At 48.8% G+C, this 24,981-nt stretch carries 29 protein-coding genes; 13 read left to right on the top strand and 16 right to left on the bottom strand.

What is annotated here, in order from left to right:
* Window positions 1-295: 295 nt before the first annotated feature.
* Window positions 296-631, top strand: a complete 336-nt coding sequence (locus tag JW881_15930) for an Hsp20/alpha crystallin family protein (GenBank protein ID MBN1699008.1) — start codon at window positions 296-298, stop codon at window positions 629-631.
* 13 nt (window positions 632-644) lie between these two features.
* On the opposite strand, the gene JW881_15925 is transcribed toward JW881_15930, so the two are convergent.
* From JW881_15925 to JW881_15915, 3 genes are all read right to left on the bottom strand, one after another.
* Complete coding sequence (locus tag JW881_15925) at window positions 645-1,013, bottom strand: hypothetical protein (GenBank protein ID MBN1699007.1); 369 nt, start codon at window positions 1,011-1,013, stop codon at window positions 645-647.
* A 90-nt stretch (window positions 1,014-1,103) separates the two neighbouring features.
* A complete protein-coding gene (locus JW881_15920; protein MBN1699006.1) occupies window positions 1,104-1,832 on the bottom strand; it encodes a polysaccharide deacetylase family protein in 729 nt (242 codons plus the stop codon).
* A 104-nt stretch (window positions 1,833-1,936) separates the two neighbouring features.
* Window positions 1,937-3,169, bottom strand: a complete 1,233-nt coding sequence (locus JW881_15915; protein MBN1699005.1) for a polysaccharide deacetylase family protein — start codon at window positions 3,167-3,169, stop codon at window positions 1,937-1,939.
* Between the two features lie 292 nt (window positions 3,170-3,461).
* On the opposite strand from JW881_15915, the gene JW881_15910 reads away from it, so the two are divergent.
* Complete coding sequence (locus JW881_15910; GenBank protein ID MBN1699004.1) at window positions 3,462-4,454, top strand: dockerin type I repeat-containing protein; 993 nt, start codon at window positions 3,462-3,464, stop codon at window positions 4,452-4,454.
* A 100-nt stretch (window positions 4,455-4,554) separates the two neighbouring features.
* Here JW881_15910 and JW881_15905 read toward each other — a convergent pair whose 3' ends face one another.
* Together JW881_15905 and JW881_15900 are read right to left on the bottom strand one after the other, a co-directional pair.
* Window positions 4,555-5,607: a hypothetical protein gene (locus JW881_15905; GenBank protein ID MBN1699003.1), complete on the bottom strand. Its 1,053-nt coding sequence runs from the start codon at window positions 5,605-5,607 to the stop codon at window positions 4,555-4,557.
* Window positions 5,608-5,763: 156 nt separating this feature from the next.
* Window positions 5,764-6,069, bottom strand: coding sequence for a rubrerythrin (locus JW881_15900; protein ID MBN1699002.1), 306 nt, complete (start codon window positions 6,067-6,069; stop codon window positions 5,764-5,766).
* Window positions 6,070-6,171: 102 nt separating this feature from the next.
* On the opposite strand from JW881_15900, the gene JW881_15895 reads away from it, so the two are divergent.
* From JW881_15895 to JW881_15885, 3 genes are all read left to right on the top strand, one after another.
* Complete coding sequence (locus tag JW881_15895; GenBank protein ID MBN1699001.1) at window positions 6,172-6,381, top strand: hypothetical protein; 210 nt, start codon at window positions 6,172-6,174, stop codon at window positions 6,379-6,381.
* Window positions 6,382-6,600: 219 nt separating this feature from the next.
* Entirely contained in the window at window positions 6,601-8,445 is a 1,845-nt protein-coding gene (locus JW881_15890; protein ID MBN1699000.1) for an FAD-binding oxidoreductase, read from the top strand.
* Between the two features lie 23 nt (window positions 8,446-8,468).
* A complete protein-coding gene (locus JW881_15885) occupies window positions 8,469-9,662 on the top strand; it encodes an SDR family oxidoreductase (protein MBN1698999.1) in 1,194 nt (397 codons plus the stop codon).
* A 16-nt stretch (window positions 9,663-9,678) separates the two neighbouring features.
* Here the strand turns inward: JW881_15885 and ychF are convergent, their stop codons facing one another.
* From ychF to JW881_15865, 4 genes are all read right to left on the bottom strand, one after another.
* Window positions 9,679-10,758: a redox-regulated ATPase YchF gene (gene ychF, locus JW881_15880; protein MBN1698998.1), complete on the bottom strand. Its 1,080-nt coding sequence runs from the start codon at window positions 10,756-10,758 to the stop codon at window positions 9,679-9,681.
* Between the two features lie 120 nt (window positions 10,759-10,878).
* Window positions 10,879-11,934, bottom strand: a complete 1,056-nt coding sequence (gene argC / locus JW881_15875; protein MBN1698997.1) for an N-acetyl-gamma-glutamyl-phosphate reductase — start codon at window positions 11,932-11,934, stop codon at window positions 10,879-10,881.
* A gap of 119 nt (window positions 11,935-12,053) precedes the next feature.
* Entirely contained in the window at window positions 12,054-12,386 is a 333-nt protein-coding gene (locus JW881_15870) for a hypothetical protein (protein MBN1698996.1), read from the bottom strand.
* Between the two features lie 36 nt (window positions 12,387-12,422).
* Window positions 12,423-13,475 carry a hypothetical protein gene (locus tag JW881_15865; protein ID MBN1698995.1) on the bottom strand — a complete coding sequence of 351 codons (1,053 nt, stop codon included), beginning with the start codon at window positions 13,473-13,475 and terminating at the stop codon, window positions 12,423-12,425.
* Between JW881_15865 and JW881_15860 the strand changes: the two genes are divergently transcribed.
* From JW881_15860 to JW881_15830, 7 genes are all read left to right on the top strand, one after another.
* Complete coding sequence (locus JW881_15860; protein MBN1698994.1) at window positions 13,460-14,368, top strand: hydrogenase small subunit; 909 nt, start codon at window positions 13,460-13,462, stop codon at window positions 14,366-14,368. The two genes, JW881_15865 and JW881_15860, sit on opposite strands and share 16 nt — an antisense overlap.
* Window positions 14,369-14,385: 17 nt before the next feature.
* Window positions 14,386-15,990 carry a nickel-dependent hydrogenase large subunit gene (locus JW881_15855; protein ID MBN1698993.1) on the top strand — a complete coding sequence of 535 codons (1,605 nt, stop codon included), beginning with the start codon at window positions 14,386-14,388 and terminating at the stop codon, window positions 15,988-15,990.
* On the top strand, window positions 15,987-16,514 hold the full coding sequence (locus JW881_15850) for a hydrogenase maturation protease (GenBank protein ID MBN1698992.1): 528 nt from the start codon (window positions 15,987-15,989) through the stop codon (window positions 16,512-16,514). Before JW881_15855 ends, JW881_15850 begins: the two co-directional genes overlap by 4 nt.
* Window positions 16,511-17,263, top strand: coding sequence for a twin-arginine translocase subunit TatC (gene tatC / locus JW881_15845; protein MBN1698991.1), 753 nt, complete (start codon window positions 16,511-16,513; stop codon window positions 17,261-17,263). The genes JW881_15850 and tatC overlap by 4 nt, the downstream gene beginning before the upstream one ends.
* Window positions 17,263-17,502, top strand: a complete 240-nt coding sequence (locus tag JW881_15840) for a hypothetical protein (protein MBN1698990.1) — start codon at window positions 17,263-17,265, stop codon at window positions 17,500-17,502. The genes tatC and JW881_15840 overlap by 1 nt, the downstream gene beginning before the upstream one ends.
* A gap of 1 nt (window position 17,503) precedes the next feature.
* A complete protein-coding gene (locus JW881_15835; protein ID MBN1698989.1) occupies window positions 17,504-17,698 on the top strand; it encodes a twin-arginine translocase TatA/TatE family subunit in 195 nt (64 codons plus the stop codon).
* Window positions 17,699-17,964: 266 nt separating this feature from the next.
* Window positions 17,965-18,135, top strand: a complete 171-nt coding sequence (locus JW881_15830; GenBank protein MBN1698988.1) for a hypothetical protein — start codon at window positions 17,965-17,967, stop codon at window positions 18,133-18,135.
* A gap of 384 nt (window positions 18,136-18,519) precedes the next feature.
* On the opposite strand, the gene tsaA is transcribed toward JW881_15830, so the two are convergent.
* The 7 genes from tsaA to JW881_15795 form a co-directional block, all read right to left on the bottom strand.
* Window positions 18,520-19,008, bottom strand: coding sequence for a tRNA (N6-threonylcarbamoyladenosine(37)-N6)-methyltransferase TrmO (tsaA, locus tag JW881_15825; protein ID MBN1698987.1), 489 nt, complete (start codon window positions 19,006-19,008; stop codon window positions 18,520-18,522).
* Window positions 19,009-19,102: 94 nt separating this feature from the next.
* Window positions 19,103-20,044 (bottom strand): AraC family transcriptional regulator, encoded by a 942-nt coding sequence (locus JW881_15820; GenBank protein MBN1698986.1) that lies wholly within the window; start codon window positions 20,042-20,044, stop codon window positions 19,103-19,105.
* An 84-nt stretch (window positions 20,045-20,128) separates the two neighbouring features.
* A complete protein-coding gene (locus JW881_15815) occupies window positions 20,129-21,004 on the bottom strand; it encodes a hypothetical protein (GenBank protein MBN1698985.1) in 876 nt (291 codons plus the stop codon).
* A 104-nt stretch (window positions 21,005-21,108) separates the two neighbouring features.
* Window positions 21,109-21,564 (bottom strand): hypothetical protein, encoded by a 456-nt coding sequence (locus tag JW881_15810; protein ID MBN1698984.1) that lies wholly within the window; start codon window positions 21,562-21,564, stop codon window positions 21,109-21,111.
* A gap of 187 nt (window positions 21,565-21,751) precedes the next feature.
* The gene (locus tag JW881_15805; protein ID MBN1698983.1) at window positions 21,752-22,249 is read right to left on the bottom strand and encodes a YbaN family protein; all 498 of its coding nucleotides are present in this window, start codon (window positions 22,247-22,249) and stop codon (window positions 21,752-21,754) included.
* A gap of 262 nt (window positions 22,250-22,511) precedes the next feature.
* The gene (gene bfr / locus JW881_15800; protein MBN1698982.1) at window positions 22,512-22,982 is read right to left on the bottom strand and encodes a bacterioferritin; all 471 of its coding nucleotides are present in this window, start codon (window positions 22,980-22,982) and stop codon (window positions 22,512-22,514) included.
* Window positions 22,983-23,051: 69 nt separating this feature from the next.
* The gene (locus JW881_15795) at window positions 23,052-23,450 is read right to left on the bottom strand and encodes a transcriptional repressor (protein MBN1698981.1); all 399 of its coding nucleotides are present in this window, start codon (window positions 23,448-23,450) and stop codon (window positions 23,052-23,054) included.
* A gap of 235 nt (window positions 23,451-23,685) precedes the next feature.
* Between JW881_15795 and JW881_15790 the strand changes: the two genes are divergently transcribed.
* On the top strand, window positions 23,686-24,858 hold the full coding sequence (locus tag JW881_15790; protein MBN1698980.1) for a helix-turn-helix transcriptional regulator: 1,173 nt from the start codon (window positions 23,686-23,688) through the stop codon (window positions 24,856-24,858).
* Window positions 24,859-24,981: the final 123 nt, after the last annotated feature.

Below are 24,981 nucleotides of genomic sequence, written 5' to 3'. Positions count from 1 at the left end.
GCTATGCCTTTGAATTTCCCGGTATGTTTTGGTAGCAATGCCACCGCCGTTCGGAGAAGGGAATTTGCAGGTGGATTTTTACTCTGGAAGAAGCCTGCATTGATGTGTTAGTCGGGATTGGTGAAGCCTTACATCCGATGATGGGCAACCATTTTATTCGGTTTATTGACTTTCACCTGGATAACAAATAAAAATCACAGTTTTATTTTTTATTCGAACCCTATTCCATATCTCTATTGCATGCCAATTAGAGTAAATGATACATCTATTAATATACTATCTATGGAGGTTTATTATGACAGATAAAGGAATACTCAAAAAAAGGGTTTTGGTATATCCTGCCATAGGCTGTGATTTTAATTGTTCTGAGGAAGAAAACGATGATGTAATAAGACTGGTATATAAAATCCCTGGCGTCAAAAAAGAAAATATCCATCTGAAGGTGATAAAAGATGCTCTCAGACTCATTGCTCATAAGGATGATACGGATTATATCAATGAGTTTTATTTTCAATGCGAGGTCGATGCAAAAAACATACATGCTGAGTACGAAAACGGTATTTTGACTTTGAACATTAATCCTTTATGCCAGGTTCCCTTAAAAAAAACGTCTTTAGTTAAAATTAATTAACTTTTACCATCTATCATTGTCCTTGTAAAGAATAGATTTTTTGAAATTGAAGAATAAAAAGTATATCCGCAATGAAGACTTGCCTAACATAAGCAATTTTACTCACTGTCCCGGAGGCACCGTTATCTTTATAATAGATTAGATATTCGTCCTGGTTGCCCCCGATGAAACCTGCCGTGGAACATGGAGTACAATGGAACGCCGGTTGTTCCAGGCTCAGGTCATATTCCCTTATTTTTCCGAATCGGATAATGTATCGTAAGCTTCCTGGATTTTGAGGAATTTTTTTCTCCTCTTGTGAGGCCGGATCAGGATGATATCGTTTACAATAAAGCCGGTAGACATCCTTGTCAATGCCGAGGACCAGATAATAATTACTCATACTCAAAACCTCCTGATTTTAATTAATAAAAAAAAGGCCGATGACACACACCGCCATCGGCCTTTTTTATCCGTTTGCGTAACATTATGTTTAATTCACGAACACCCACATCTTTCCGTCATGTGCGGCCGGGGTCACGCCCTTGCGCTTGAAAAGTTCGCTTAAGGTGACGAATTCATACCCCTGTTTTTTCAGTTCCGGGATAAGTATGTCGAGTGCTTCCGGCGTCGGATGCGGATTGGGCTGGACATCGTGCAGGAGGATGATCGCCCCGTCCCTCATCCCGCTCAGTACTTTCTGCGCCCGGTCTTCGGCGGATGTATTCTGGCCGGCCCAGTCATAACCGAGTACGCCGCTCGCAAAGGGCAGGTCGATAGTATCGTACATCGTTTTACTGACCGCGAGATTCGGCGGACGGAAAAAATGGGGGGAGGTTCCGGTATATTTTTCAATCGCGGCGGTCGTTTTATCGATCGATTCCTTTATCTGTTCCGGCGTCTTCGAATTCAAGCTATCATAAGCCCACGAATGGTTGTTGATTTCACACCCCATGGCAACGGCACGTTGCAGCACCGGTTTGGTTGAGTCATTAATACGCTGTCCGACCACAAAAAACGAAGCGACAACCCCGTACTTTTCAAGTTTGTCAAGAACAAGGGGTGTTTTATTCACATCCGGACCATCGTCAAAGGTAAGCGCGCACAGTTTCGTCCCTTCCGCACCGGTTTTTGTTTCCTTGACGACCGTTTCTTTCTGTGAAACACAGGAAGAAAACACCAAGGCTACTACCGGGAACAGAAAAATGATGATTTTCTTCATCTCATATACTCCTTACTGTATAGTTTTATCGGCACTGTACTGCCAATACGCTGCCGGTCTTACAAAGCCGGGCAGGCTCAATATAATATAACAAAATAATTTGCCTAACGCGAGAGGGTAAGCGATCCCGCGTCAAGACTGATCTCGTAATAACCGTGATCGTCCCAGACAAGCGGGCTCCCGTTCTGGATAATCGTCCCGCCGTCCACCTTCACCCGGAGGTATTTTCCGGGCGGGAAATGATTCGGGAGTGTCCATTGCCACATCATCTCGCTTCCCGATGTTACCGGAGATACCGAAGAAAGCATTTGTTGCGCCCGCCAGTACGCCCCGATATTGAGGGCCGTGTCGATCCACATGTCGCCCAGGGATTTTGCGTGATTGACGCTGCTTGTAAACTGATCAAGATCAAAGGGCTGATAAGCGCCGTCATTACCTCCCGTAAATCCGTGAATGCAGTAGATCTGCCATTTTCCGGCGCTGCGTGCCGAATCGACCGGACTGTTGAGGGCGCCGGCTTGGGCGCCCTGCGCCGGAATATGGCAGGGAAGATTGAAGGGATTCGAGCCGTCATTCGGACCTATCGAACCGCCGCTCACTCCGCGGTTTAAGAGAAACCGTGTTTCGGCGACACTCACGTAGCTGGTATCGCCGTACGGGGCCGCCATCGTATACGGGATGACGCCGAACTTCTGCCGGATGAAGGTTGTCGCCGCATCCACATCGGAAGCCGACGCATTGCTTTGATGGCTTTGCGTGTGGTTGCCGAGTTCGTGGCCGTCTGCGACCGCCTGTGCCCAGATGGTGTTCGATGCCTCGCTTTTCCCGGTCCAGAGATAGAAGGTAAACGGAACATCGAGTGAGTTCAATGTCTGGTAGTTGTTGATCTGGGAGGAGTTCGCGTCGTCGAAGGTATAGGAAACCGCACCCTTGAAACCGGCCCAGTCAAGGACAACGAGGTTTCCCGGATTACCCGCCGGTCTGGGAACGCCGCCGGTCAATGGGGTCGGAAGTCCGGATGCTTCAACCGGTGCGGGGGTTCCGTAATCCGGCGTCGGTTCCGGTGTCGCCTGTTCGCAGGGGAACTCGGAGATAAGTCCCACATAATACCGTGCGATCAGGAGGGAATCCACGATGGTAATCCCGTTCGCGCAATCGACATCCGCCTGTTCGATATAAAAATTGGACGGATTCAGGTCGACATAATATTGGGCCGTTATCAGGGCGTCGACGATATCGATTGTCCCGCTGTGGTTCGCGTCACCCAGGGCAAAACTCTGTGAAAAGATCACGCACGGGGCCAGTAACAGGGCAATGACGGTAATCGTATATTTCATGATTATATCTCCTTAGTGTATTTACTGTCGATTACTTCACATTAATGTTACATGGTACTTATTTATATGCTTGCAAAAAAAAGGATAAAAAATTGCATTTACAGTAAAATCATCGTCGATTTCGGAATATTCATTCACATTGACGGTCTGGTACTAAAAACGCCGAAACACGATTAATGAGTGCATTTTTTCCAAATATAGTGTATAATGACTCATATTAATGACGATAGTGGAAGACGATTGTTTGAATATTCAATTCCGGTTATTATCAATAAAAAAAGGAGTAAATAAAATGAAAGGGAAAACCCTGTATTTGTTGTTATTTCTGTTTTTATTCGGATGTATCCTACATGCCCAGGGAAATGTCCTTGTGGGGGATGTCAATGAAAGCGGTACTGTGGATATCGTCGATGCCTTGCAGGTTGCCATGTATTATGTCAATCCCGACAACGTGTTGAAGAACCTCGTGGTGGCTGATGTGGACTGCAATCAGACTGTAAATATTGTCGATGCCCTTCAGATTGCCCGCTACTACGTGGGGGTTATCGATGATCTTCCCGGATGCGAAGGTGACAATTATCCCACGACTATTATGCGCCTTACAAGCGATGAACAAAAAGCGCTTCAACAGGATTTTGAACGGATTAATGGCGCGGATTTTTACGGTACCGTGGGGCCATTTGGTTTTCTTGAATACCATTATGTGCCCCTGGAGCAGGTTCCGAAAAACACTCCTCTCAACGACGAAGAAGCAATTCTCGAGGCTGCGGCGAATGCTTTGATGAGGAACATAACCTTCACCAATATTTTTACCGACGCCCTGCTCGATAATTACAGGATTATCAATAGATCTTCCTACTGGACCGTCGAATTCCGGTTTGATTCCTACGAACAGTATGGTACCGTCAATAACGGTATTCCGGCCAGGGAAACCACTATCATCGTCGAAGGCACGCAGAAGGCCTTCTGCATCGAGTACTATTATTATCCCTTCGATATCGTCATCCCCCCGGTAGAGAAAATCACTCCGCAAAAAGCCATGGAATTATCCGTCGGCCGGGTCATCACGTACTACAATGTTGCAGGTGAACCGGTGGAATACAGCGTCACGGCGGAAGATATAACGGAAGTGCCCTCGGTGAAGTATATTATACCCTATGAAACAGAGGAATCTCTCCAATACCGCTATTGCTGGCAGGTTTCGATCGCTGGCGGAATGTGGGACATGTATATCGATGTCGTCACCGGAGAAGTCATCGATATCGAACAACATTTCCAGACCTGATTGCATGCCGTTGGCCGGTAGTGCAGTAAGGGAATTGCCGGCCGGCAATCCCGGATTCATCATACTGCATGTGAGCGATCCGGGGCAATTATCATGGAAGTCATTCCATTGTTACAGTGACTTTACGCCGGTACAGGGTATCGATGAAGAAATCGGTTGAGTTTTTGCGCGGCCATATGATAGAGAAGTTGTTACCCACTGTCATGCAGTCAGCAGAGGCATCGCTTTCGAGGCTCGCGAACATTCCAAAGACAAACCAGGTATTCCATGCCTGATCGATGATGGCTTTCTCCCACCATTCAATGCCGTCTTTCGAACTGAAAAGACGTAACGAACCGTTCATGGGGGCGAGGTAGAAGTACACACCGCGATATTTTGAAGCCGCTGCATCCGTATGCGAATCCGCATAGGGCATGACGAAAGAACCGGTTCCCGTCAGGGCGTTTTCCGACCAGGACCCGTTGTTGTACTTCACCCAGGGAACGACCTTGTGTTTGACTGCCGCTTTGATGACGTCGCTTACCGGCGCACGGGCGACCGCGACGCCATTCGATCCGGTATGCTCATTGTAATAGACGTAAAAGTATTTACCCACAACCAGGACCGGCACCCCGCCGGCATTGCCCGCATCGCTCGTATGAATGAATGGCTTGATAATCTCGCCGCAGAAGGTCCAGGTTTCCCCCTCATCGTCCGAATAAAGGATGCCGATCGAGTACTGCTCCGTTCCGTCATAACCGCCTGAGCCCGTAAATTTCTCGATATGGCTGAAACTGAGCCAGCCCCTGCCGGGGATAATGAAGATATTCTGAATCCAGAAATTGACGCCGGGGAACTCACCGAGCAGACCGTTGCGGTCCATGAAATCGGTATTGTTTTTCACCCACACGAGGTTCGATAACGGTGCGTCGGGGGTGCCGGAAAATTTATAGGTTTTGAGTCCCGATGTATGAAAAAAAAACATGCGGGATTTATCCTGCCTGACGGTCGCCATCGACGAATCGAAATAGAAAGGAAGCTCCGAATCAGAATATAAACGCTCCATAGGGCCGATCCGAATGACCAGATCCCGGTTCATTGCACATGATGCAAGAAAGACAGCCGCTACGCACCACAGCAATCGAACGATGTTTTGCAAAACGATTCGTTTCATGTAACGTGCAGCATAACCTGAAGGAGGAAGAAGCGTCAAGATACATTATTCGATAATTCATTTATCCGGTAAAAAACCTGCCGTACTTCGAGTTTTGGATTTTTCGAAGGTTTCCATGCTTTCATATAAGGGCATGCTTATGGTTTCCTCACGTCGCTACCCCCGTTGTTTTTCGATTTCCTCTTCCACTTCCTCTGCGCCTTCCGCATAAAATTTCTCTTCATCGGGCGCCAGTTCTTTCAAAAGCCGCAGGAATTCCCCGGCGTGGACCCGTTCTTCATCGGCAATATCCTTTAATACTTCCTGCGCCAGTTTGTTGTCGGTCGATTCGGCGAGCTGCATATAAAGCTGGATCGCCTCGTATTCGGCTGCGATCATAAAGCGTATTGCGCGTATCAGCTCCTGTTCCGTCAGCTTTCTGCTGTTCGCCAATCCCGAAAACGGGTTTCCGAAATCAGGCATATCATACTCCTTTCAGTACCATGGTGATGGAATGCATTGTAGCGGTGAATGGTATCGATGTCAACACTTGCCAATGGTTTTCATTAACAGTAAGATCAAGGGATGGAAAAAACAGGTAAACTCTGCAGATGGTATCATGTCTGTCCGATGAAATACTTTTACGAACGCGGCCTTCTCGAAGAAAAATGGGTAGCCGGCTACTGTTGGGTGTCGAATCCTTCCTGTGTGAGAAAGAAATACGAGGAACGGGGGGAGTATCATCCCGATAACATGCTCCCCGACGGATCGATCAGGAAAGATTTAAAGCGGTGAATGATGCCGAACGAAAGATAATGTGCTTGTTTCATTTGACTTTAAGGTAATCTTCGTGTAGACTGGGTCCGCGTGTTAGTATCATTTTTTCCATATCATATGCAAATATATTGAATAGTATCGTCAATACGTACTTTGAAAAATTTCAATAAAGATATTTAGAACCGTATACGGAGTAAAAAAGACGGGTGATGGAGGATTTAATCAGGAGGAATATGAATGATAAATAAAGAAGCGGCGATGATTGCTTCACAGTGCAGGCATTATGCGATGTGCAAAATCGATTACCTTGGCACCGGATTATGTCCGTCGGCTGCGGGTGGTGCCTTTGTTTCCTTTTATCCGCAAGGCCGTATGGATTTGTATACGTATATTGCCGCAGGACGGATACCGGTCACCGCCGGGCTTATCGATATCGCCGATACATGTACGCTTTGCGGTATATGTGACAGACAGTGCTGTTTTATCACTGAATTACGGCCGGTTGTGGTCATGAAAGCACTCAAGGAGTATGTCGCTGCGTTTAAAAGCCGGAATGAAAAGCCCGTGTCTGTTGCATCCGATGATGTACTCGATGCCTTGCGGAATATTGTCGGTGGTAAAAACGCCTCGAACGATCCCGCCATTCTTTGTACGTACGCAAATGATCCTTGCCCCCTGTCACAGCCCGTTTTCCCCAGCCATGTCGTGCTTCCCGGTACCGAAGAGGAAATCAGCCTGATAGTACGATACTGCGCGGATAATAACGTACCCTACACCGTCCGCGGCAATGGCGGCAGTGTCATGGGGTTTGTGATGAGTAAGGGAGTCGTCATTGATGTCAACCGCATGCAGAACATCGAGTTTGATGAAGAAAATTTCTGCGTCCATGTCGAGCCCGGCGTCACCGCCTTTAACGTCCAGCGTGAAGCGGTGAAAAGAGGATTCAGGGTAAACACGGCCGAACCGTCGGCGATGATCGCCGCAAATCTCATGTGTTCCGGAATATTTTCCCTCTTTTCACATTCATACGGTATTTCTGCCGATAATTATATCAACGCGAGATTCGTCGGCCCGGACGGAAGTCGCTTCAATTTAAACCAGATTGATGCGCCTAATTTGTTTTCATATAATAAGGAAGAAAAACCGCTTTCCGGGATATGTACCGGCGTGAGTATCAAGTTGTATCCGTTGCTCGAAGATGAAAAGGGAATACTAATACCTTTTCCGGATTTTATCACCGCGATAACGTTTATACGTGATCTGGCAATTCGGAGAATGGGATCCGCGGCCGGTATCCTCGGCGGCGAATATATCTCCACATTTATGGCACCGACAGCCGGCCTCGCTTCCACGATGAAAGAAGTATTCAGCAAGAACGTTGGGATACAATATCTCGTCCTTGTTATCGGAGACTCCTGGTGTATCGAATCAGTGATTAAAATGGGTGTTCCCGTTATCGATAACAGGCTTTTCAGGACGCTGTTTCTCGGATTTCCGAATATAGCCTCAAGCGGATGGCTTGATATCCTCAAGGATTTTGATGATGATGCATATCCTTTTGAGATTATTGCTAAAAAAGAGTTATATCCGTTGCTCGAAGCGGCCATCAGGCCGTCACCCGACGTATTGGCCGGGGCTTTTGATGAAGATATGAGGGAATTCTTTACCGAAGTCTATAAAAATGAAGCAATGACGGACCTGGTCTGGTTGAACATGTTCCGTATACTTAGTTCCCGGATGGGCAGATACAAACACGTTGTGGCCTTTATTCTGTATGTTCCGCTTGCCGATCCCATCATCATTTTTGATCTTGATAAGCAATTCAAGCGTATCGCGGATAAACATGATATCAAGGCCGATTTTGGTTTTTTGACTCCCATCGATCAAGGAAAACGGGGAGTGTTCGAGTATGATTATTACATCGATCATACCGATGAGCATGAAATCGAAAAAATGCGTGCATCGATCGGTGAGGTTGCGGCAATGATCGAAGACTTCAGTGGACGTTACAAAGGATTGAAATGGATTAAATACACCTTGTATCAGGGGTTTTGCAGATCCGAAAACCTTTTATATACCTGATCCCGGGAATGGTGAACAACGTAATGTTTCATAAGGGAACAGACAAAAAGAAAAAAACTTTTTTTTTGACCGGTGCGACGGGTTTTTTAGGCGGGTTTTTATGTGCTGAACTGCTGCAACGGGGATATCGGGTCATCGTTTTGATCCGTCCTTCCGGCAGAAAATCGGCTTTTAAACGCTTCGAATCGTTATTGCGCTTCCATAACCTTGCAAACAGTACCGCCTTGCAATACCGCGTCGTGGAAGGCTGGCTGGATCAGCCGTGTTTCGGATTGACGGGTAATCATTATCACTCGCTGGCTCGGGAAACGGATCAGATTATCCACTGCGCGGCCGATACATCATTTTCAGAGAGGAAACGTGAAGGGGTTTTCAAAACGAATGTCTTCAGCCTGAACCGCATTCTCGAATATGCCCGAATTGCGCAGGTCGATTTTTTTCACCATATCAGTACTGCCTATTCAGCCGGATGTCATAATGGCAGAGTGCCTGAAAAACTGCATGCGCCGGGCCGTTTCAATAATGTATATGAAGAAAGCAAATGCAGGGGAGAACACATTGTCACTGATTTCTGCGGACACTATCATATACCATTGAATATTTTCAGGCCATCGATCGTCTATGGACATTCCCGTACCGGAAAATGCCTCCGTTTTAATGCCCTTTATTTTCCCATAAAAGCCCTCTGTTTTCTAGGAAATATGTATGAAGCCGATATTGCCGAACATGGAGGGACGAGGGCAGGTGAGATTGGAGTAAAAAAGGAATCAGACGGGACTCTTTTTCTTCCCCTGCGTATCATCGGCAGGGAAACGGGCCGTATCAATATTATTCCCATCGATTTTTTTGCCGATGCGGTGGCAACGATCATACTTGATGCCGACAAAGGAGGAATCTTCCATATCGTCGATTCACGATCCCGGACATTACGGGAACTTGTTTCCTTCGTAAGGAAATATTTTCATTTTTCGGGAATCGAAGTTGTCGATATCGACAATAAAACGAAAGTCGAAAGAAATGCACTGGAGGTTCTTTTCGATAATTACATCAGGATTTACGGACCGTATATGCAGGACGAGCGAATTTTCGATCATACCAATACATCGGAAATACTGTCCGGGTATGGTATCCAATGCAGACGATTTTCATATGAGGTGTTTGAAACCATAATAGCTTATGCGGTCGGCATGGATTGGGGGAAAGACATTGATGTTTGACCGCGGTCTTTCGCCCCTACACACTGTAGCGGATACTCAGGATGTCACCGTCCTGTACCAGATAGTTTTTCCCTTCGAGCCGGAGTAGCCCCTTTTCCTTCACCCCCTTTTCCGAACCGCACGAGGTGATATCGTCGAAGGTAAAGCATTCGGCGCGGATGAATCCCCTGGCAAGGTCGGAATGAATGGCCCCCGCGGCCGCTGCCGCGTTGTCGCTTTTGTGTATTGTCCACGCCCTCACCTCGTCCTTTCCCACGGTAAAGAAACTGATGCAGCCCAGAATGTCGAAGGCGGCGGTGGTGAGGCGCGCACGGGCGGATTCTGTGATGCCGATATCTTCCATGAAAGCCCCGGCTTCACCGGCATCGAGGTGGCCGAGTTCCATCTCGAACTTTCCGGCAAACTCGACGGCTTCATAGGTCTCATGTATCGAGGCGAGCAGGGATGAGTTTTTTCCGTAATTGTCTTCGTCCGAATTGAGAATGACCAGGATCGGCTTGATCGAGAGGAATTGAAAACCGCTCAGGCGTTTCAGCTCCTCCGCTGTGAGGGAGATGTTCCGGACGGATGAGCCCGTAATGAGTGCCTCGTATACCTTCCGCACCGTTTTTTCCTCCGACTGGAGTTCCGGGGTTTTCTTTCCCTTTTTATATTCCGATTCGATACGTTCGAGCCGCCGCTCGGCGATAACGAGGTCGGAGAGAACGAGTTCGGTCATGACCGTCCCGATATCGTCAAGCGGGGATGGGGGGCCGAAAGCGCCGGTGACCGCCTCGTCCCGGAAGTTCCGGACAACAAGGGCGAGTGCGTCACTCTGTTTGATCATGTTCATCGCAACGGGCGTAAACAGCCCGGTTTTCCCGCTTCCTGATGTGACGCCTGCAAAGTCAATGACCTCGATGGTCGCATACACGGTTTTTTTCGGTTCGTACATCATAGAGAGAACCTCGATACGGGGATCGAGTACATCGATGACCGCGATGTTCGGTTCATCCTGTTGCCCTCCAAAGAGATCGGTATTCATCTCCCGTTTTGTAAGGGCATTGTAGATAGTCGTCTTCCCGCTTTTTTCAAGACCGATGAGTCCTATTCGCATATCGCTTTTCTCCTGTTTTTCCGGAAATTGAAGATAAAAAGATATACCAAAAAACTCGACGTGAGGCAAGAGGTTTATAGCGGACATCGGCTTTTATCCATGGCCGGAAGCGAAATCCCGTCAATATGGATGCAGTCCTGCTCTCCTCAGCCCTGTTTCCTCGGGCAAACCGAACATGATGTTCATGTTCTGGACCCCGACCTGGGCGCCGCCTTTACCGATACTGTCCAGGACGCTGAAGACCACGATCCTTCCCCGCTTTTCGTCGATATCGAGACCAATGTGGCAGTAATTCGATCCGGAAACCGCGGCCACCCATGGATAGGGCAGGTATTGCCATGCCGCATTTTCTTCTTTTGGCAGATCGAGGATGGTGACAAAGGGCTCTTCGTTATAAAAGGCTTCATACATCCCGATTAATGCTTTGCGGGAAACGGATGTTTTTGGAAAACAGTGACAGATCGAGAGGATCCCCCGTGTAATCGGGACATATGATGAGGTGAAGTGTATGGTAACGGGGTCTGCGGAGAGGTGTTGCAGTTCCTGTTCGATTTCGTAGGTGTGCCGGTGGTCGACGACATTATAGGGAACGATGTTGTTCGCGATTTCGGGATGGTGGGAGGGAACGTCCGGTTCCGCGCCAAAACCGGTCGTCCCCGACAATCCGTCGACAACGATACGCCGGGTATCGATCACCCCGTGCTTCACCAGGGGGGCCAGCGCGAGGATTGACGCCGAAGCATAGCATCCCGGATTGGCGATGAGGCGTGCATTCCGAATTTCTTCCTTATGCAGTTCCGTGATACCGTACACCGCTTCTTCGACCAGATACCAGCAGGCGTGTTTTTTGCCGTATTTCCTTTCCCAGTCGGATCTGTTTTTCAAACGGAAATCGGCGCCGAGGTCGATGATTTTCGTTCCCTCACCGAGTAATCTTTCAGCCATTATCATGATATGGCCGGAAGGCAATGCGGCAAAGACGACATCACATTGTGTGGTCTCATCCGGTTTGATAAACCGCAGCCCTTTGCCTGCCAGATTCCGGTGAAAATATTCGACCGGCTTCTCACCCCTGCTGGTGATCCAGGCGATTTCCGCTTCGGGGTGTTCGAGGAGGACGCGGACCGCTTCCCCGCCCATATAGCCCGATCCGCCGAATATACCGACCGTTATCATCCTTATTCCTTTCGGTTTCCGTGGATTTTCAAGAAATCCAGCATATAATGATGTTGTTACATTAACTGTATTGCTTTATTTTATCAAGCCCTATCATTGATACTTCCATGTCTTTCCACTCAATTTTTCCGTTCGTAAATCGAATTGCGGGTGAAATCGTAAACGATTGTCTTCCCTTTGTCTATCCGTATCTCGTTGATGAAACAGTTGCCGTCCGCGGAAAAGTTGACACTGTATGCCCCGGGTTTCAGGGAAACGGTATTCGTGTTGAAAAAAGTGACGACATGACCGCTTGAGTCCGTAAATGATAGTTTCCATTTTCTAAAATTATGATTCTCGACAAGACATACTCCCGCCGGTTCCGTCTGACTGTAGGTGATGCTGCAAACGGGATGCGAATCATCGATGGTAAAGGTTTGTTCGAAATCGATGAAACCCCTGTAGCGTATCACCGGATGGAATATGCCGTATTCGATTTTACTGGTAAATCATGATTTTGCCATCGGGTATTCTTTGCCATTGATGAGGATTGTCATCGAGGGATCGACATTGTCGATATTGATCGTTCCCGTTTTATCCGTATCGATATAGGCGGTATTCGCGTTCCGTATAACAAGAGAATGATAATCATCGGGAGTGTTGAATGTGAGAAAAGCCTCTTTTTCCGAATCTGACATCCTGTACCGGTAGTTATCCATAAACGCGGTGATATTCTGATATTTTGAATCTTCGGCGTACGGATTCCATGTATTGAAGAGCATCGCGTCATTGTCTTCGAAGAAAATCCCATTGGAATCGGTATCGATGAATATCAGTTTGATTTCCTTGCTGCCCCAGATACTTTCTTCGGTTTCCCGTGAAGTGAGATAACTGACATTTTGAAAATAACAGGCGGTTTGACCATCCTCTTCTATTTTATAGACGGCTATCTTGTTGCCGTCATCGAGCTGGGACAAATAAATATCGTATTCGGGAATATCGACGATTGTAACGGAAACGTCTTTCCATACCCACCGGGTTTTCAGCATACTCCTGTCTTCCAAATCCCAATAGGTTTCCATCTGCGTCTGCCATTCGTAATCGGTGTAGAATTCCGTCGTCCAGGTTTTGGTAAACGAATCATAGACCTGGCGGGTTTTTGTGACCGGAACATATTTTTGAACCGATCTCGTTTTGGAAACCTGAACCCTTTCCGTCGTCCAGTACGTTTCGGAAACGTATTTGCTTCTCCATTCCTTTTTCGTGCCGAGTATATCGATATTATAATAATAATTCTGTTCGGACATTTTGTTGATCGCACGCTGTATGGTGCCGCGATATGCAATCCTGATACCGTCGTTTTCCCTCATTAATGGGAGGAGACGGTTTCCTTTTTCAGCCGTTGTTTCCGGCCGGCGTACGACAATTGTCGTATTCGTGCGGATTTGAAGTTTTTTGAAACCGCGACCCGCTTCCCTGCGTAAATCATTGACATATTGGGGTATTGTGTCCCGAAAGGTAAAAAAAATGGAAGGGAGTAGTAAAAATGAAATTTCACACAATCACCCGCCGGCAGTTTATCAAGATGGTTTCCGGCGGCATTGCCGCGTTGGGGCTTTCCCCAAGGGCAAGGGGATCGCATTTCTTCCCGCCGGCGCTTTCCAAAAAACCTGCTGTGGTATGGCTTGAAGCACAGGATTGTGCCGGCTGTACGGAATCAGTTCTTTCATGCCTTTCCCCCGACATACGGCCGTTCCTTCTCGATACGGTCGCGGTCAGGTACCATGAAACGGTAATGGCGGCCGAAGGTGTCGTTGCCGAATCGGCGCTTGAAGCGGCGATAGAAGAAGGAGGGTATGTCCTTGTGGTCGAAGGTTCCATTCCAGCCTTTGACGCCAGGTTCTGCATGGTCGGCGGTAAAAGCGTGGAGGAAACCTTTATACGGGCCGCACAGAAAGCGGTTGTCATTATCGCGATCGGTGCCTGTGCATCCTACGGCGGAATCCCCCGTGCCGGTGTTACCGGGGGACAAAGTGTTTCGTTTTTCCTCGCCAGACACGGTATCGGCAAGACGTTGATTAATCTTCCGGGATGTCCGTGTCATCCGTTATGGTTTTACGACACGGTTGCAGACTTTCTCGAAGGGTCGGTCATCTCACTCGATGCGTATAAACGTCCGCTACGGCATTTCCGGGAGACGATCCACGATAATTGTCCGCGGCGGCCGAGGTATAATGCCAATAAATTCCTCGAGGACTGGAACAATCCGATGGAAAGAGAAAGTTACTGTCTTTTGCACAAAGGCTGCAAGGGATACACGACATACGGGGATTGCCCACTGATAAAATGGAACGACGGGGTCAATTATTGCACTGCAAACGGGGCCCCCTGTTCCGGATGTACCGAGCCGCGTTTCTACGATGAATTGAGTCCGCTTTATACCGGAGAAAAATAAAAGAAAGGAAAGTCATGATGAGTACGATAATAATTGATCCTTTGACGAGAATAGAAGGCCATCTGAAGGTGGAAGTCGATGTGAATAACGGCAGCGTCACCGATGCCCGTGTCAGCGGCACCATGGCGCGCGGCATTGAAAAACTGCTCAAAGGGAGGGACCCGCGGGACGCGGTCTATGTAACGGAACGGATTTGCGGGGTTTGTTTCGCCGCGCACGGATGGACATCGAGCCTGGCGGTTGAAATGGCGCATGGTACGGCCGCGCTTCCGGACGCAGCACGTGTCCTGAGGAATCTGATTGTCGGTGCATGCTGGCTGCACGACCATGTTCTTCACTTTTACCACCTTTCGGCGCTGGATTACCTCGATCTGGGTGTTCTCATCAATTACAAAGGCTCGGATCCGTTCATTCTGAAAATAAAGGACCTCATCACCAATGAAACGGACAATCCGCCCGTCGAAGGCGAATACGCCGGACCTTTCCTTCCCGCGTATCGCGCCGACGATTACTGCGTCAAGGATGTAAAGACAGTGGCTGTCCTGGTGCAGCATTATCTGGACGCACTCGCCGTCCAGGCAAAGGCGAAAAAAATGTCTGCCGTTTTCAGCGGCAAACAGCCCCACCAGTCCGGCATTATCGTTGGCGGGGTGACACAGCTTCCCAATCCCGCGCAAATCGGTCTTTATCAATCACTGCTTCAAGAGGTCGGTTCGTTTATCAATAATGTTTACCTGAATGACGTCGTGTTTCTGGCGGAAGCCCTGTGGCCCCTTGCGGCATCGGACCTTGGTGCCGGCTACCGTAATTACCTCTCATACGGGGGATTCCCCTGTTCGGACGGGAGTTTTTTGTATCCTGAAGGAGCGATTGTCGAGGATGTATTGACGGCCGGAACACGGGCGGAAATGGAACCTGCTATCAACGAGGATGTGACCAAAGCATGGTATGAGGCGGGAACGGACGGACATCCGTCAATATCTACCCAGGAATTCGATCCGGGCAAAGCGGGGGCATACACCTTTGTCAAGGCACCGCGTTTCGCAGGAAGGCCCATGGAAGTGGGGCCGTTGGCCAGAATGATGGTCGCTTCTCGACGGCAGGAACATCTCTCCTTCACGCATCCGTCGGTACAGCAATTCATATCCCTTCTCGGCCGGGGGATGATGCCCGGGGCACTTGCGCGGCATGCGGCGAGGGCACTCGAAACATCGATGTTGTGCGACGCGATGGTGCGATGGATTTCGGAGTTGACCGACCTCTGTGACAGGTATCGCAGCAGGGTGATTATCCACGATACCGAGCATTGGGATCCGCCCGAGACCGGAATCGGCTACGGCATGACCGAAGCGCCCAGAGGCGCATTGGGACATTGGGTAAGGATCGACGGCCGGACCATCGGAAACTATTCCTGTGTCGTTCCGACGACATGGAACGCTTCTCCCGCTGACGGTGAAGGAATAAGGGGACCGTTCGAGCAGGCGCTGATCGGAACGCCCGTGGCGGACATAAGCAATCCGGTCAATATCGGCCGTGTGATCCGTTCCTTCGATCCCTGCCTGGCCTGCGCCGTGCACCTTCATACGCCGGAGGGCAATATAAGAGAATGGATCGTCCCGTGAGATCCCCCGTACTCGTCATGGGAATGGGGAATGTCCTCCTTCGGGATGAAGGGTTCGGGATTCATGTGATCGGGGCACTCGGGAAGATACCCCTTCCGGTCGGGGTTGAACTTCTGGACGGGGGGACAGGCGGATTGGGGCTTCTGGCCTGGATGGAAGCGAGAAAAAAAATAATACTGATCGATGCCATTGATGCGAAGGAGAAGCCGGGCACACTGTTTCGTATGCCGCTGCGCGAAGGAAACCGAATGTTTAATAAGCACAGCCATTCGATGCATGAGCAGTCCCTGGGCCACATCATCGAGGCGGCGTTATTGCTGGAGATGAAAATACCGGAGATATCACTTATCGGCATACAACCCGGACGTATCGATACGGGAACCGATCTTTCACCCGTGATAGAGAAGAAGATACCGGAGGTGATTGTCCTGGTTAAAATGGAGATAGACGGTTTTTTCCAACAGGAAAAAACGAAGCGGGGAGATCCCGTTTCCGCCGGGAAGCGAAAGAGAAGCGGCATATGAACAGGATTGCGGACGCGCCGGGACGCGCGATGACATTTCTCGAACATGTGAGGGAACTCAGAAAGAGGATCATTATCAGTCTGATGTTCACTCTGACCGGCGGGATCGTATGCTACATTTTCAGTAATACCGTCGTCGATCTGCTTTATTATCCCTTTCGGAACCTGGAGTCGTTCGAATCCTTGCAGAACAAATTCTATGTCACCACGATCTTCGAGGGTTTTGTCATGAAGATGAAAATAGCCTTTTTGGGAGGCATCATCATGAATGTTCCCGTTTACGCCTTTCATCTCATACGTTTTTTCTTCCCCGGATTGAGCAATAAAGAGAAAAAGGTGGTAATCATGACGCTTGCTTCGGGAAGCGTCCTCGCGGGACTCGGCCTGTACTACGGTTATTTTCATGTCATACCTCTTTCAATCCGTGTATTGACGGGCGGCGGGTTCGTCCCGTCGATTGTGGGTATGCTGCTCAATTTCGAGAAGAATATCCTCTATGTCCTGCAATTCATCTTCGCCTTCATCATCATCTTCCAGACACCCATCGTGCTCGTCATTCTCATGGCTTTGGATCTCGTGAAGCGGAGGGATCTGCTGAAATTCAGCCGGTATGTGATCGTCGTCATTTTCATTATTGCCGCCGTGCTGACCCCGCCGGATTTCGTTTCGCAGCTTTGCATGGCGGTTCCGCTCGTTCTGCTTTATTTCGCGGCAATATTGGTTGCCAGGGTTTTCAGACTCGGAGGGTGATGATGTTTGGACTCGATATTGTTGAAATTCTTTTCATCGTTTTAATCGCGATGGTATTTCTAAAACCGGAAGACCTGCCAAAGGCTTTCCGGCGTCTGGGCAGGTTTTATGCACAGATGACACATATGAAAAAAACCGTTGTCAATACAATAAAGGAAATTGAAACGGAAACCAATGTACGGATCGTTCCCCCTCGGGAAGAAGGGGATGAGGCATCCGTTAAAGAGAAAGGAGACTGATATGGTGCACGGAACCGAGATTATGGTCATTGCGATCGTCGTTCTTGTCCTGTTCGGCGCCACGGCGATTCCCAAGTTCATGAAATCACTCGGACAGGCCAGGGCCGAACTCGAGAAAGGCTACAAAGAAGGAATCAAAGACGCCCCGGAGGAACATGCGAAGGCGGACGGCAAAAAGGATGAAGCGGTAACGTAAACCGGGCGTCCGCTAAAATTCCCGGCATACGGTGCCGTTGCCCGTTTGACGCCTGTTATGGACGGTTTTATGCTTCGGTGCTCATTCCGGCTCGAAAATACACGTTCGTCTCGACTTTTTTTTGGTAAATTGACGTTACACGGAATATAGCTTTTTCTATCATTAATACAGAGACATGATATCTCATGAATCGGGAAATCGGTACCGACTGAAGGTCGAATCCCTTCTTTTTTCGAAACCGGTGTTCCCGGGTCAAAGGAGTGGCTATGGCCGGAATGATCGAGAATATCGCGAGTCAGACCGATCTGCTCGCCATGAACGCCGCGACCGGGGCTGCGCACGCGGGGAATACGGCAGGGGATTCGCCGTTGTGGCCGATGAGATCAGGAAGCTTTCCGAAGAGACATACGCGAACACGAAATCGCCGGCAATTTTGAAGAGATGGCCGCGGGAACAAGAGACGTGACAGGAGGGGTCAGCCGCGTGATGAATCTTTCCGGGGAAGTTACCGAATCGATGGAGAAGACAGGTTCCCTCATCGAGAAGGGCAATGCGAGCATCAATACGATTTCCGGGTTCTCGCTTAAATTGAAAGAAATGATCGGGGCGATCGGCGATAGGGAGGCGGAAACGGGGGTCACCGGCATTCAGATATGGCGGGGTGACTCAGAGGGAATATCGGCTCATGACGCCGCCGGATTGCACTATTCAAAAAAAAGCCGCCGTCCGGAAATGGAAACTTCCATAACGGACGGCGGGAGCAGGCGTTATTTCCGCGAGACGAAAAAAACCGGCTTCAGAGTTTTTTCTGCGTGGTTCCGTTATGCCGGAAACATAAACTCCGAACCCCAATCGAAATCACCCGAATCCTCATACCACTGCGGCCAGTGGCGGCACCAGCCGGGAACCCCCGCCTCCCGTACGCGGTCGACGGCGGGATGATACGGCTTGACGTCGATTATCGGTGTTTCATCTTCGGCATCGATATAAAACAACTCGATAAATCCTTTCGCGCGGTTAACTCCTTTTACCGGACAAATGGAAAGACCGATAGGGTTGGGCCGATAATCGGAGCGGGTCGCAAAAATTCCGAGGACATCGGGGGCTTTCGCGTAGGGTTTACTGCATGTTATTGTTTTTCTCTGTTCCGGTGTGTCATGCAAATGAAACCAGAACAGTACCTGTAGATGAGAAAAACCTTCCAGTCCTGTCAATGCGTCCCTGTATTCCGGCCTGAAAACGAGGCGGAATCCGTTTCCCGCGGCAGCGACAATGCCGAGGCTTTCTACCGTAAACTGTTCATTGTTCATACATACCTCCTGTTTCTGTTTTTCCAAATATTACAGGATTCATGCAGGGTTTACTTTATCGGGTTTGCCAAACGGTTTATCGAGATTGCTTTTTTCAGGTGCTTTTTAAGGGTATGCAGATGTCGACGGGCATTCTGCCTTCGCATTTTTCTTCATCGACGGGAAACCATTCAAATGCGGGTCTGTCGTCCGGTTCGTACCCGCTTGCCGGAAGCCATGCGCCGTACATCCACCCCCATGCCGCAGAATAATCCCGGGCGCCGAGGAGAAACCTGCCGACGGCATATTTCCCCCCGGGAAGCCGCAATTTTCCGATCTCCCCCCGCGGTTCCGTTTTTTCATCGATACTCACGCAGACGCTGACCCGCAGGTTTTCTTCCGACGTTATTTCGGGATTGTCGTGATACAGGGCGATATACACGCTGTCGGGCCTGTTCAAAACGCCGTGTGGGACGGCCCATTTCATGAGACGTTTCCAGAGTGAGGAAAACAGCTCGGAATCGCCCTTATACGGGCCGGTATAACGGACATAGGCCAGATGCCGGACCGGCAGATCGACGACCGAAACCGTTCGCTCGTAATCCTTCCCCTTGATATGAAAGATCTGTTTTTCTCTATGATGTTCGACACGCATATCGAGCGTCTCGACTTCCTCTTCAGGTACCACGATATAGCCCTGTTGCCTGCCTGATGCCGGGTCGTTTCTGTACCTGGATGCGGACATCCCGAAGTGATTCCTGAAGGCATTGGCAAATGATGCGGATGAGGCGAAACCGCAGAGCATCGCGATTCCGGTGATCGATCGGCCGGGATTTTGTTTGAGTAAAGCCGCCGCTTTCTCCATTCGTATCCGCTGGATGCATTCGGCCAGCCGTTCACCGGTCATCGATCTGAAAATACGATGGAAATGAAATCTGGAAAAACAGGCGATATCGGCAAGCCGCGCAAGCGGGAGGTCTTCGTGAAGGTGCGTCTCGATGTAATCCATCACGCGGTTGATGCGGCTTTTATAATCTGTTTTTGCCGTATTCGACATATTGCTGCTACTCCTGTGTGTTATGCCGGGCGTTATTTTACGCCCCGATAACCGCCTGCCTCGCGCCGCCGCCGCCGTCCCGCTTCACTTGTTTCTCGTTTTCAACCATGCGACCGTTCGTTCGATTGGGAAATGGAAAAAGAAAAGGGCCGTGAGCATGACCGCCTTTCCCAATCCGGCCATCGCAATCGGGGCAAGGATAAAAATGAGAATATGAATTCTGATCACGGCGCGGTATGGACCGATCATATAATCTTTATCGTTGGACTCAAGCGCCTTTCTGTATGCATTGAAACGTGAAAGTGCTACGGAAAGCACGTAAGGCCAGTATGCGAGAAAGAGGAGGCCGAGAAAGGAGAGAAAGGCATCCCGCATGCCGGAGAGGGTCTCCATGGTGCCGGGAATCTCGATCTGCGGCGGAACGAGAATACTCAGGAAAAGTGCATGGCCAAGATGAAATCCCCCGAAGTGCGCGAGAAAGAAAAAGAAGATAAAAAGGGCGGTGGGAATAAAAAGCAGAACCCTGATCGTCCGGTTTTCAGGATCGATTCCAAAAAGGCTTTTCGATGCGGCGATATTAAGAAATATCCCGGCACAATCGATGATCATCAGACATATGAGACCGATACGAAGCAGCCCCGGTCCCGCGAGCCAGGCGATAAGGCCCATAAAGACGAAGACCGCCGTTCCGAGACAGCCGGGGCCGGAACCTTCTTCTTCCTTGAGGCGAGCGCCGCGGGATTTGTCGCGCAAGAGTTTAACCGTCATAATGAGATAAAAAGAAAGACCGACAAGGAGGCTCGAAAGCCATGACGCCCAGACGATATCCGCCGCTTTCCAGTCCTCGAATAATGCAACGACAACGGTCAGCGCGAAGGCCGCGAGGCTTGTAATTATTTCTTTCCGGTCGGGCGGTACCTCGATATCGTCAAACAGTTTATGTAACATGTTTTTCGGCATGCGTTTTCCCCCTTGAAATCGATTTGTTAAGCAGACCCGCACAGAGCCGTTATCGTCTCATGACGATTTTCCCGGCTTCGGGGTTAGAAGGACGGTGAGGGACCTTAGCTGCCCCCTTTTTTCCTTCTTTCGTATTTGGCGCGGGAACATTCATGGCAGCGGAACTCCGGGTGCCTGTCCTGCGTCTTGTCGTAATTGGCCGCTTTGATCAGGCGGTAGCCGCGTATGTCTTTTTTTTCACAGTCGGCGCAGGAAATATGGTCCTTGATTTCCCACAGTTCACCGGTAAAAAGGATATTCGACCTTCTGAAGATAAAAGAATCGACCCAGAAAAAGAGAAGGCCCCCGATGATATTCGCGATGATCGTCGTAATGGTCGGACCGAGGGATTTAGTCAACAGGTATACGCATGCGGCGAGAATCGGCGTCGACAATTGCCACCTGAGGAGATAAAGAAAATACCGCTTGAAAAGACTCATATCGTTTCTTTCGACCTCCTTTCGGAACATCGGCCCGCCGTGACGACTGACAAAAAGACGGCGGACTGCCGGTTTCTTCACGGCAGGTCATTAAGATGTTACCGGATGTCCACTCGCCCCGACGGCCATTCACCGTTACCGCAACGGGTTTTTCGTTATATGCCGTATGAGAGTGTACACTATTCTCCCTTTTCTTTTCAAGTTCATCTTTTTACGATGAGTGAGCTTTTTTTTAGGTTTTTACATGGACGGGTGGGGCGTATGGGTGTCAGGCGTTCGGTTTTCCCGTTTGCGGGATACGGATTTGATGCGCAAGGTTTTGTTTTCCGGTGTTTCGGCAATTATGCCGCTCCCTTCGGGAGACGTTTTTTACGGGCGGTACCGTTACTTCCTCGATCATTTCCCGTGTAAGGGTACGGAGACTGACGATATGGACGGTCACTCCAATGGCGACGGCCGCAAGCAGAATCCGAACCCAGAGAGTCGGAATAAAAAAAATCATGGAAACGGAAATAGCGCCCCAAAGCAGAAAAAGGGATATGATTTTTGAATGTTTCGCCATTGCCCTGTATTTCAGATAGCAGCGGATGTACGTGCCGAAACGTTTATGTCGGATCAGCCATGTATAGAGGCGATCGGAACTGCGGAGGTAACAGCCGGCGGCAAGCAATAAAAACGGCGTGGTGGGAAGAAGCGGAACGAAGACCCCCACGATACCGAGCGAAAGCGATATGTTTCCCGCCGCAAGCAGGATAAATTTTTTCACGACAGTCTCCTTTCGGCAGCACCTTGGGGGCCGGAGAAAGCGGCTGCGGCGAACCATGCGGCCGCTGCCGCTTTTTACCGTCTGCGATACGGATTTTCTCTATGCGGTTTCCGTTACGGAATTCCGGATACCCGGGCATTTCTCACCGCGAACGCTTCCCGTTTCGGCAAGGTTTCGGTTTGGCGGATTTCCATCCCGCACGGTACGTCTCTTCCCGCCGCAGCGACGGTATTGCCAAAGCGGGCTTTTTTCTATAAGGCGATCATTCACTGACCTGCGTGGTCAGGAAGACCTGCAGCGACATCTGTTCGATCTGACTCTGCAGTTCCTCGATGCCGTCCATGTGCTCGTCTTCTTCGTTGAGAATCTGCTGCAGGAAATCGCGGGTCGCGAAATCTTTCACTTCACCGGCTAAAACGATCGCGTTATTGTACGCCTTGATCGCGCCTTCTTCGGCAAGGTGGTCGTTCGAGAGCTGCTTCGTGATATCGGAGCCGATCATGATTTTGTTCAGGTTGGTGACGGTCGGCATTCCTTCGAGGAAAAGGATACGGCCGATCAGTCTTTCGGCATGTTTCATCTCGTCGATGGCGCGTTTTTCGAAATGTTTGTGGAGTTTTTCATATCCCCAGTCATCGCACATTTCCGAATGCACCATATACTGATTTATTGCCGTCAACTCGTCGGCAAGAAGGGAGTTGAGCGTATCGATCAGATTTTTGTTACCTTTCATTCATGTACCTCCTGTTTTTTGTTATTATCAGATATTACAATGTAAAAGACAATGATAATACTGATTGATTTATTCTTTTTCCTTACATTGATCGCACATTCCGTAAAACTCGATCCGGTGACGGGTGACGGTAAAGGGTGTGACCGAGGCGACACGCTCGTTCAATCCCTCGTCAAAAGGAATTGCAAGATCGATGACCGTACCGCACCGTTCGCAGACAAAGTGATAATGCCTGTCTATATTCGCGTCAAAACGATCAAAGGTACTCCCGAAGTCTATTTTCTTCACGAGACCCTGCCGGATAAGGATATTGAGATTACGGTAGACCGTTCCCAGACTAAGGTGTGGAAATTCGTCTTTAAGACGGCCGTACAACCAGTCCGCCGTAGGGTGCGATGCCGTCGACCTGAGCAGGGCGAGAATTTTGTCCCGCTGTCTGCTTCGCTTGAAATTTTTATCCTTTTCTATCGCTCTACCCTCATTATGGTAATAATCGGAATAATTCTTAAAGTAATCTATTTTATTAAAATAGTCAAGGAATAGAATTTTTTTTTTATTTTTTATATTGAATTTATGGCAGAAAAAGAGGACAAATGAATGAAGATAGTTGCATTTTTCACTGCTTTACATTATTTTTAGTAAAAAGAGGATTACCGCATCAATCCGGATCATACTATTTCCCGATCGTAGTGACAGGTGGGCAATGACTTCGATACAACAGAAAAACAAAAACGATATTTTTAATAAAAAAAGTATTATACTCTTTTGCATTATCGTCGCGGCTTTGGTTTTATCCGTTTTCCCGCTCCTTGATTTCTTGAGACAGCCACTGACGGTTTTTCCCGCAGAGAACCTGGAAAACCGGCTTGCCGCACTTACCGATAATATCTGGGACGGAAATTCCCGGATTCAGGAATTTTCATTTGACGGCGGAGTGATAGAACTCGATTATACCCTGAAAGAATATACCTTAAAAGAGGAGCCGCAAAATGTCTTAGTGTTTTTTACCCTTAATATAGGGACGGTCGAACATCCTCTCGATCTTTCCTCATATGACACGCTTTCCCTGTATATCAGGGAGGCGACAATGAAGCGGATACAGATATTTCTGAAAACCTTTGTGCCGGGTGTATCCATGCCGGAAGCCGCCAACGCGCATACACTCAGGCATAATCAATATATCCTTAAGCTTGATCCTCAAAAGATTGAATATAATATCCCGCTCGAGGATTTTATGACTCCCCCCTGGTGGATTACGATGATGAAGGTGAATAAAAGCCTCCTTCCCAAAGAATCTTTTAAAAAAGTGATTGCCTTCGATATTCAGTTCAACAGGGAGGGGTCCGATTATATCATCGACAAACCGGAACATATCGTTATCGAACGGATTACCTTTCAGCACAACCCTTCGCTTGCCACCGCCCTGCTTTCAGGTGCGGCGGTTCTTTTTTATATTTTTCTTGCCGTCATGGGAGTGCGGTGGTTGATAAAAAAGCGGAAAAGTCAAATACCGAGGCCAAAATCACTCGCACTCGCTTCATACCGGGAACAGGAACTTCACCGCATCAACACCTATCTGGAGGAACATTACATCGATCCGCAGATATCGACCACGATGGTATACAAGGCGCTCGGTATTCCTTCTTCACGGGTATTCGAGGTATTGAAAAAAGAATATAATCGTACATTCAAGCAAATCATCAATGAAATGCGGATCGAGGAAGCAAAGCGGCTGCTCAAGGAGACCGATCTCAGAATTACCGATATCGCATTTAATCTTGGATTCAACAGTACCTCGTATTTCAATAATATCTTCAAGATGCAGGAAGGCCGGTCGCCGTCGGAATACAGGGAAGATAACCGCAAAGAACGATAAAGTAAAGCCTGCGCGCAGACACGCATTGAAAAATAAATGATATCCATGACTTTTTTTAAAATACAAATATATCCGGGCGGATAATTCTTTTCATTCCCCAAAAAAAATTCTTTTTTCTCTTGA

The organism is Spirochaetales bacterium (genome assembly GCA_016930085.1).
In the GTDB taxonomy this organism is placed as follows: domain Bacteria; phylum Spirochaetota; class Spirochaetia; order SZUA-6; family JAFGRV01; genus JAFGHO01.
Note: the sequence above shows the minus strand (reverse complement) of the source record. Positions and strands in the feature narration are given on the sequence as shown.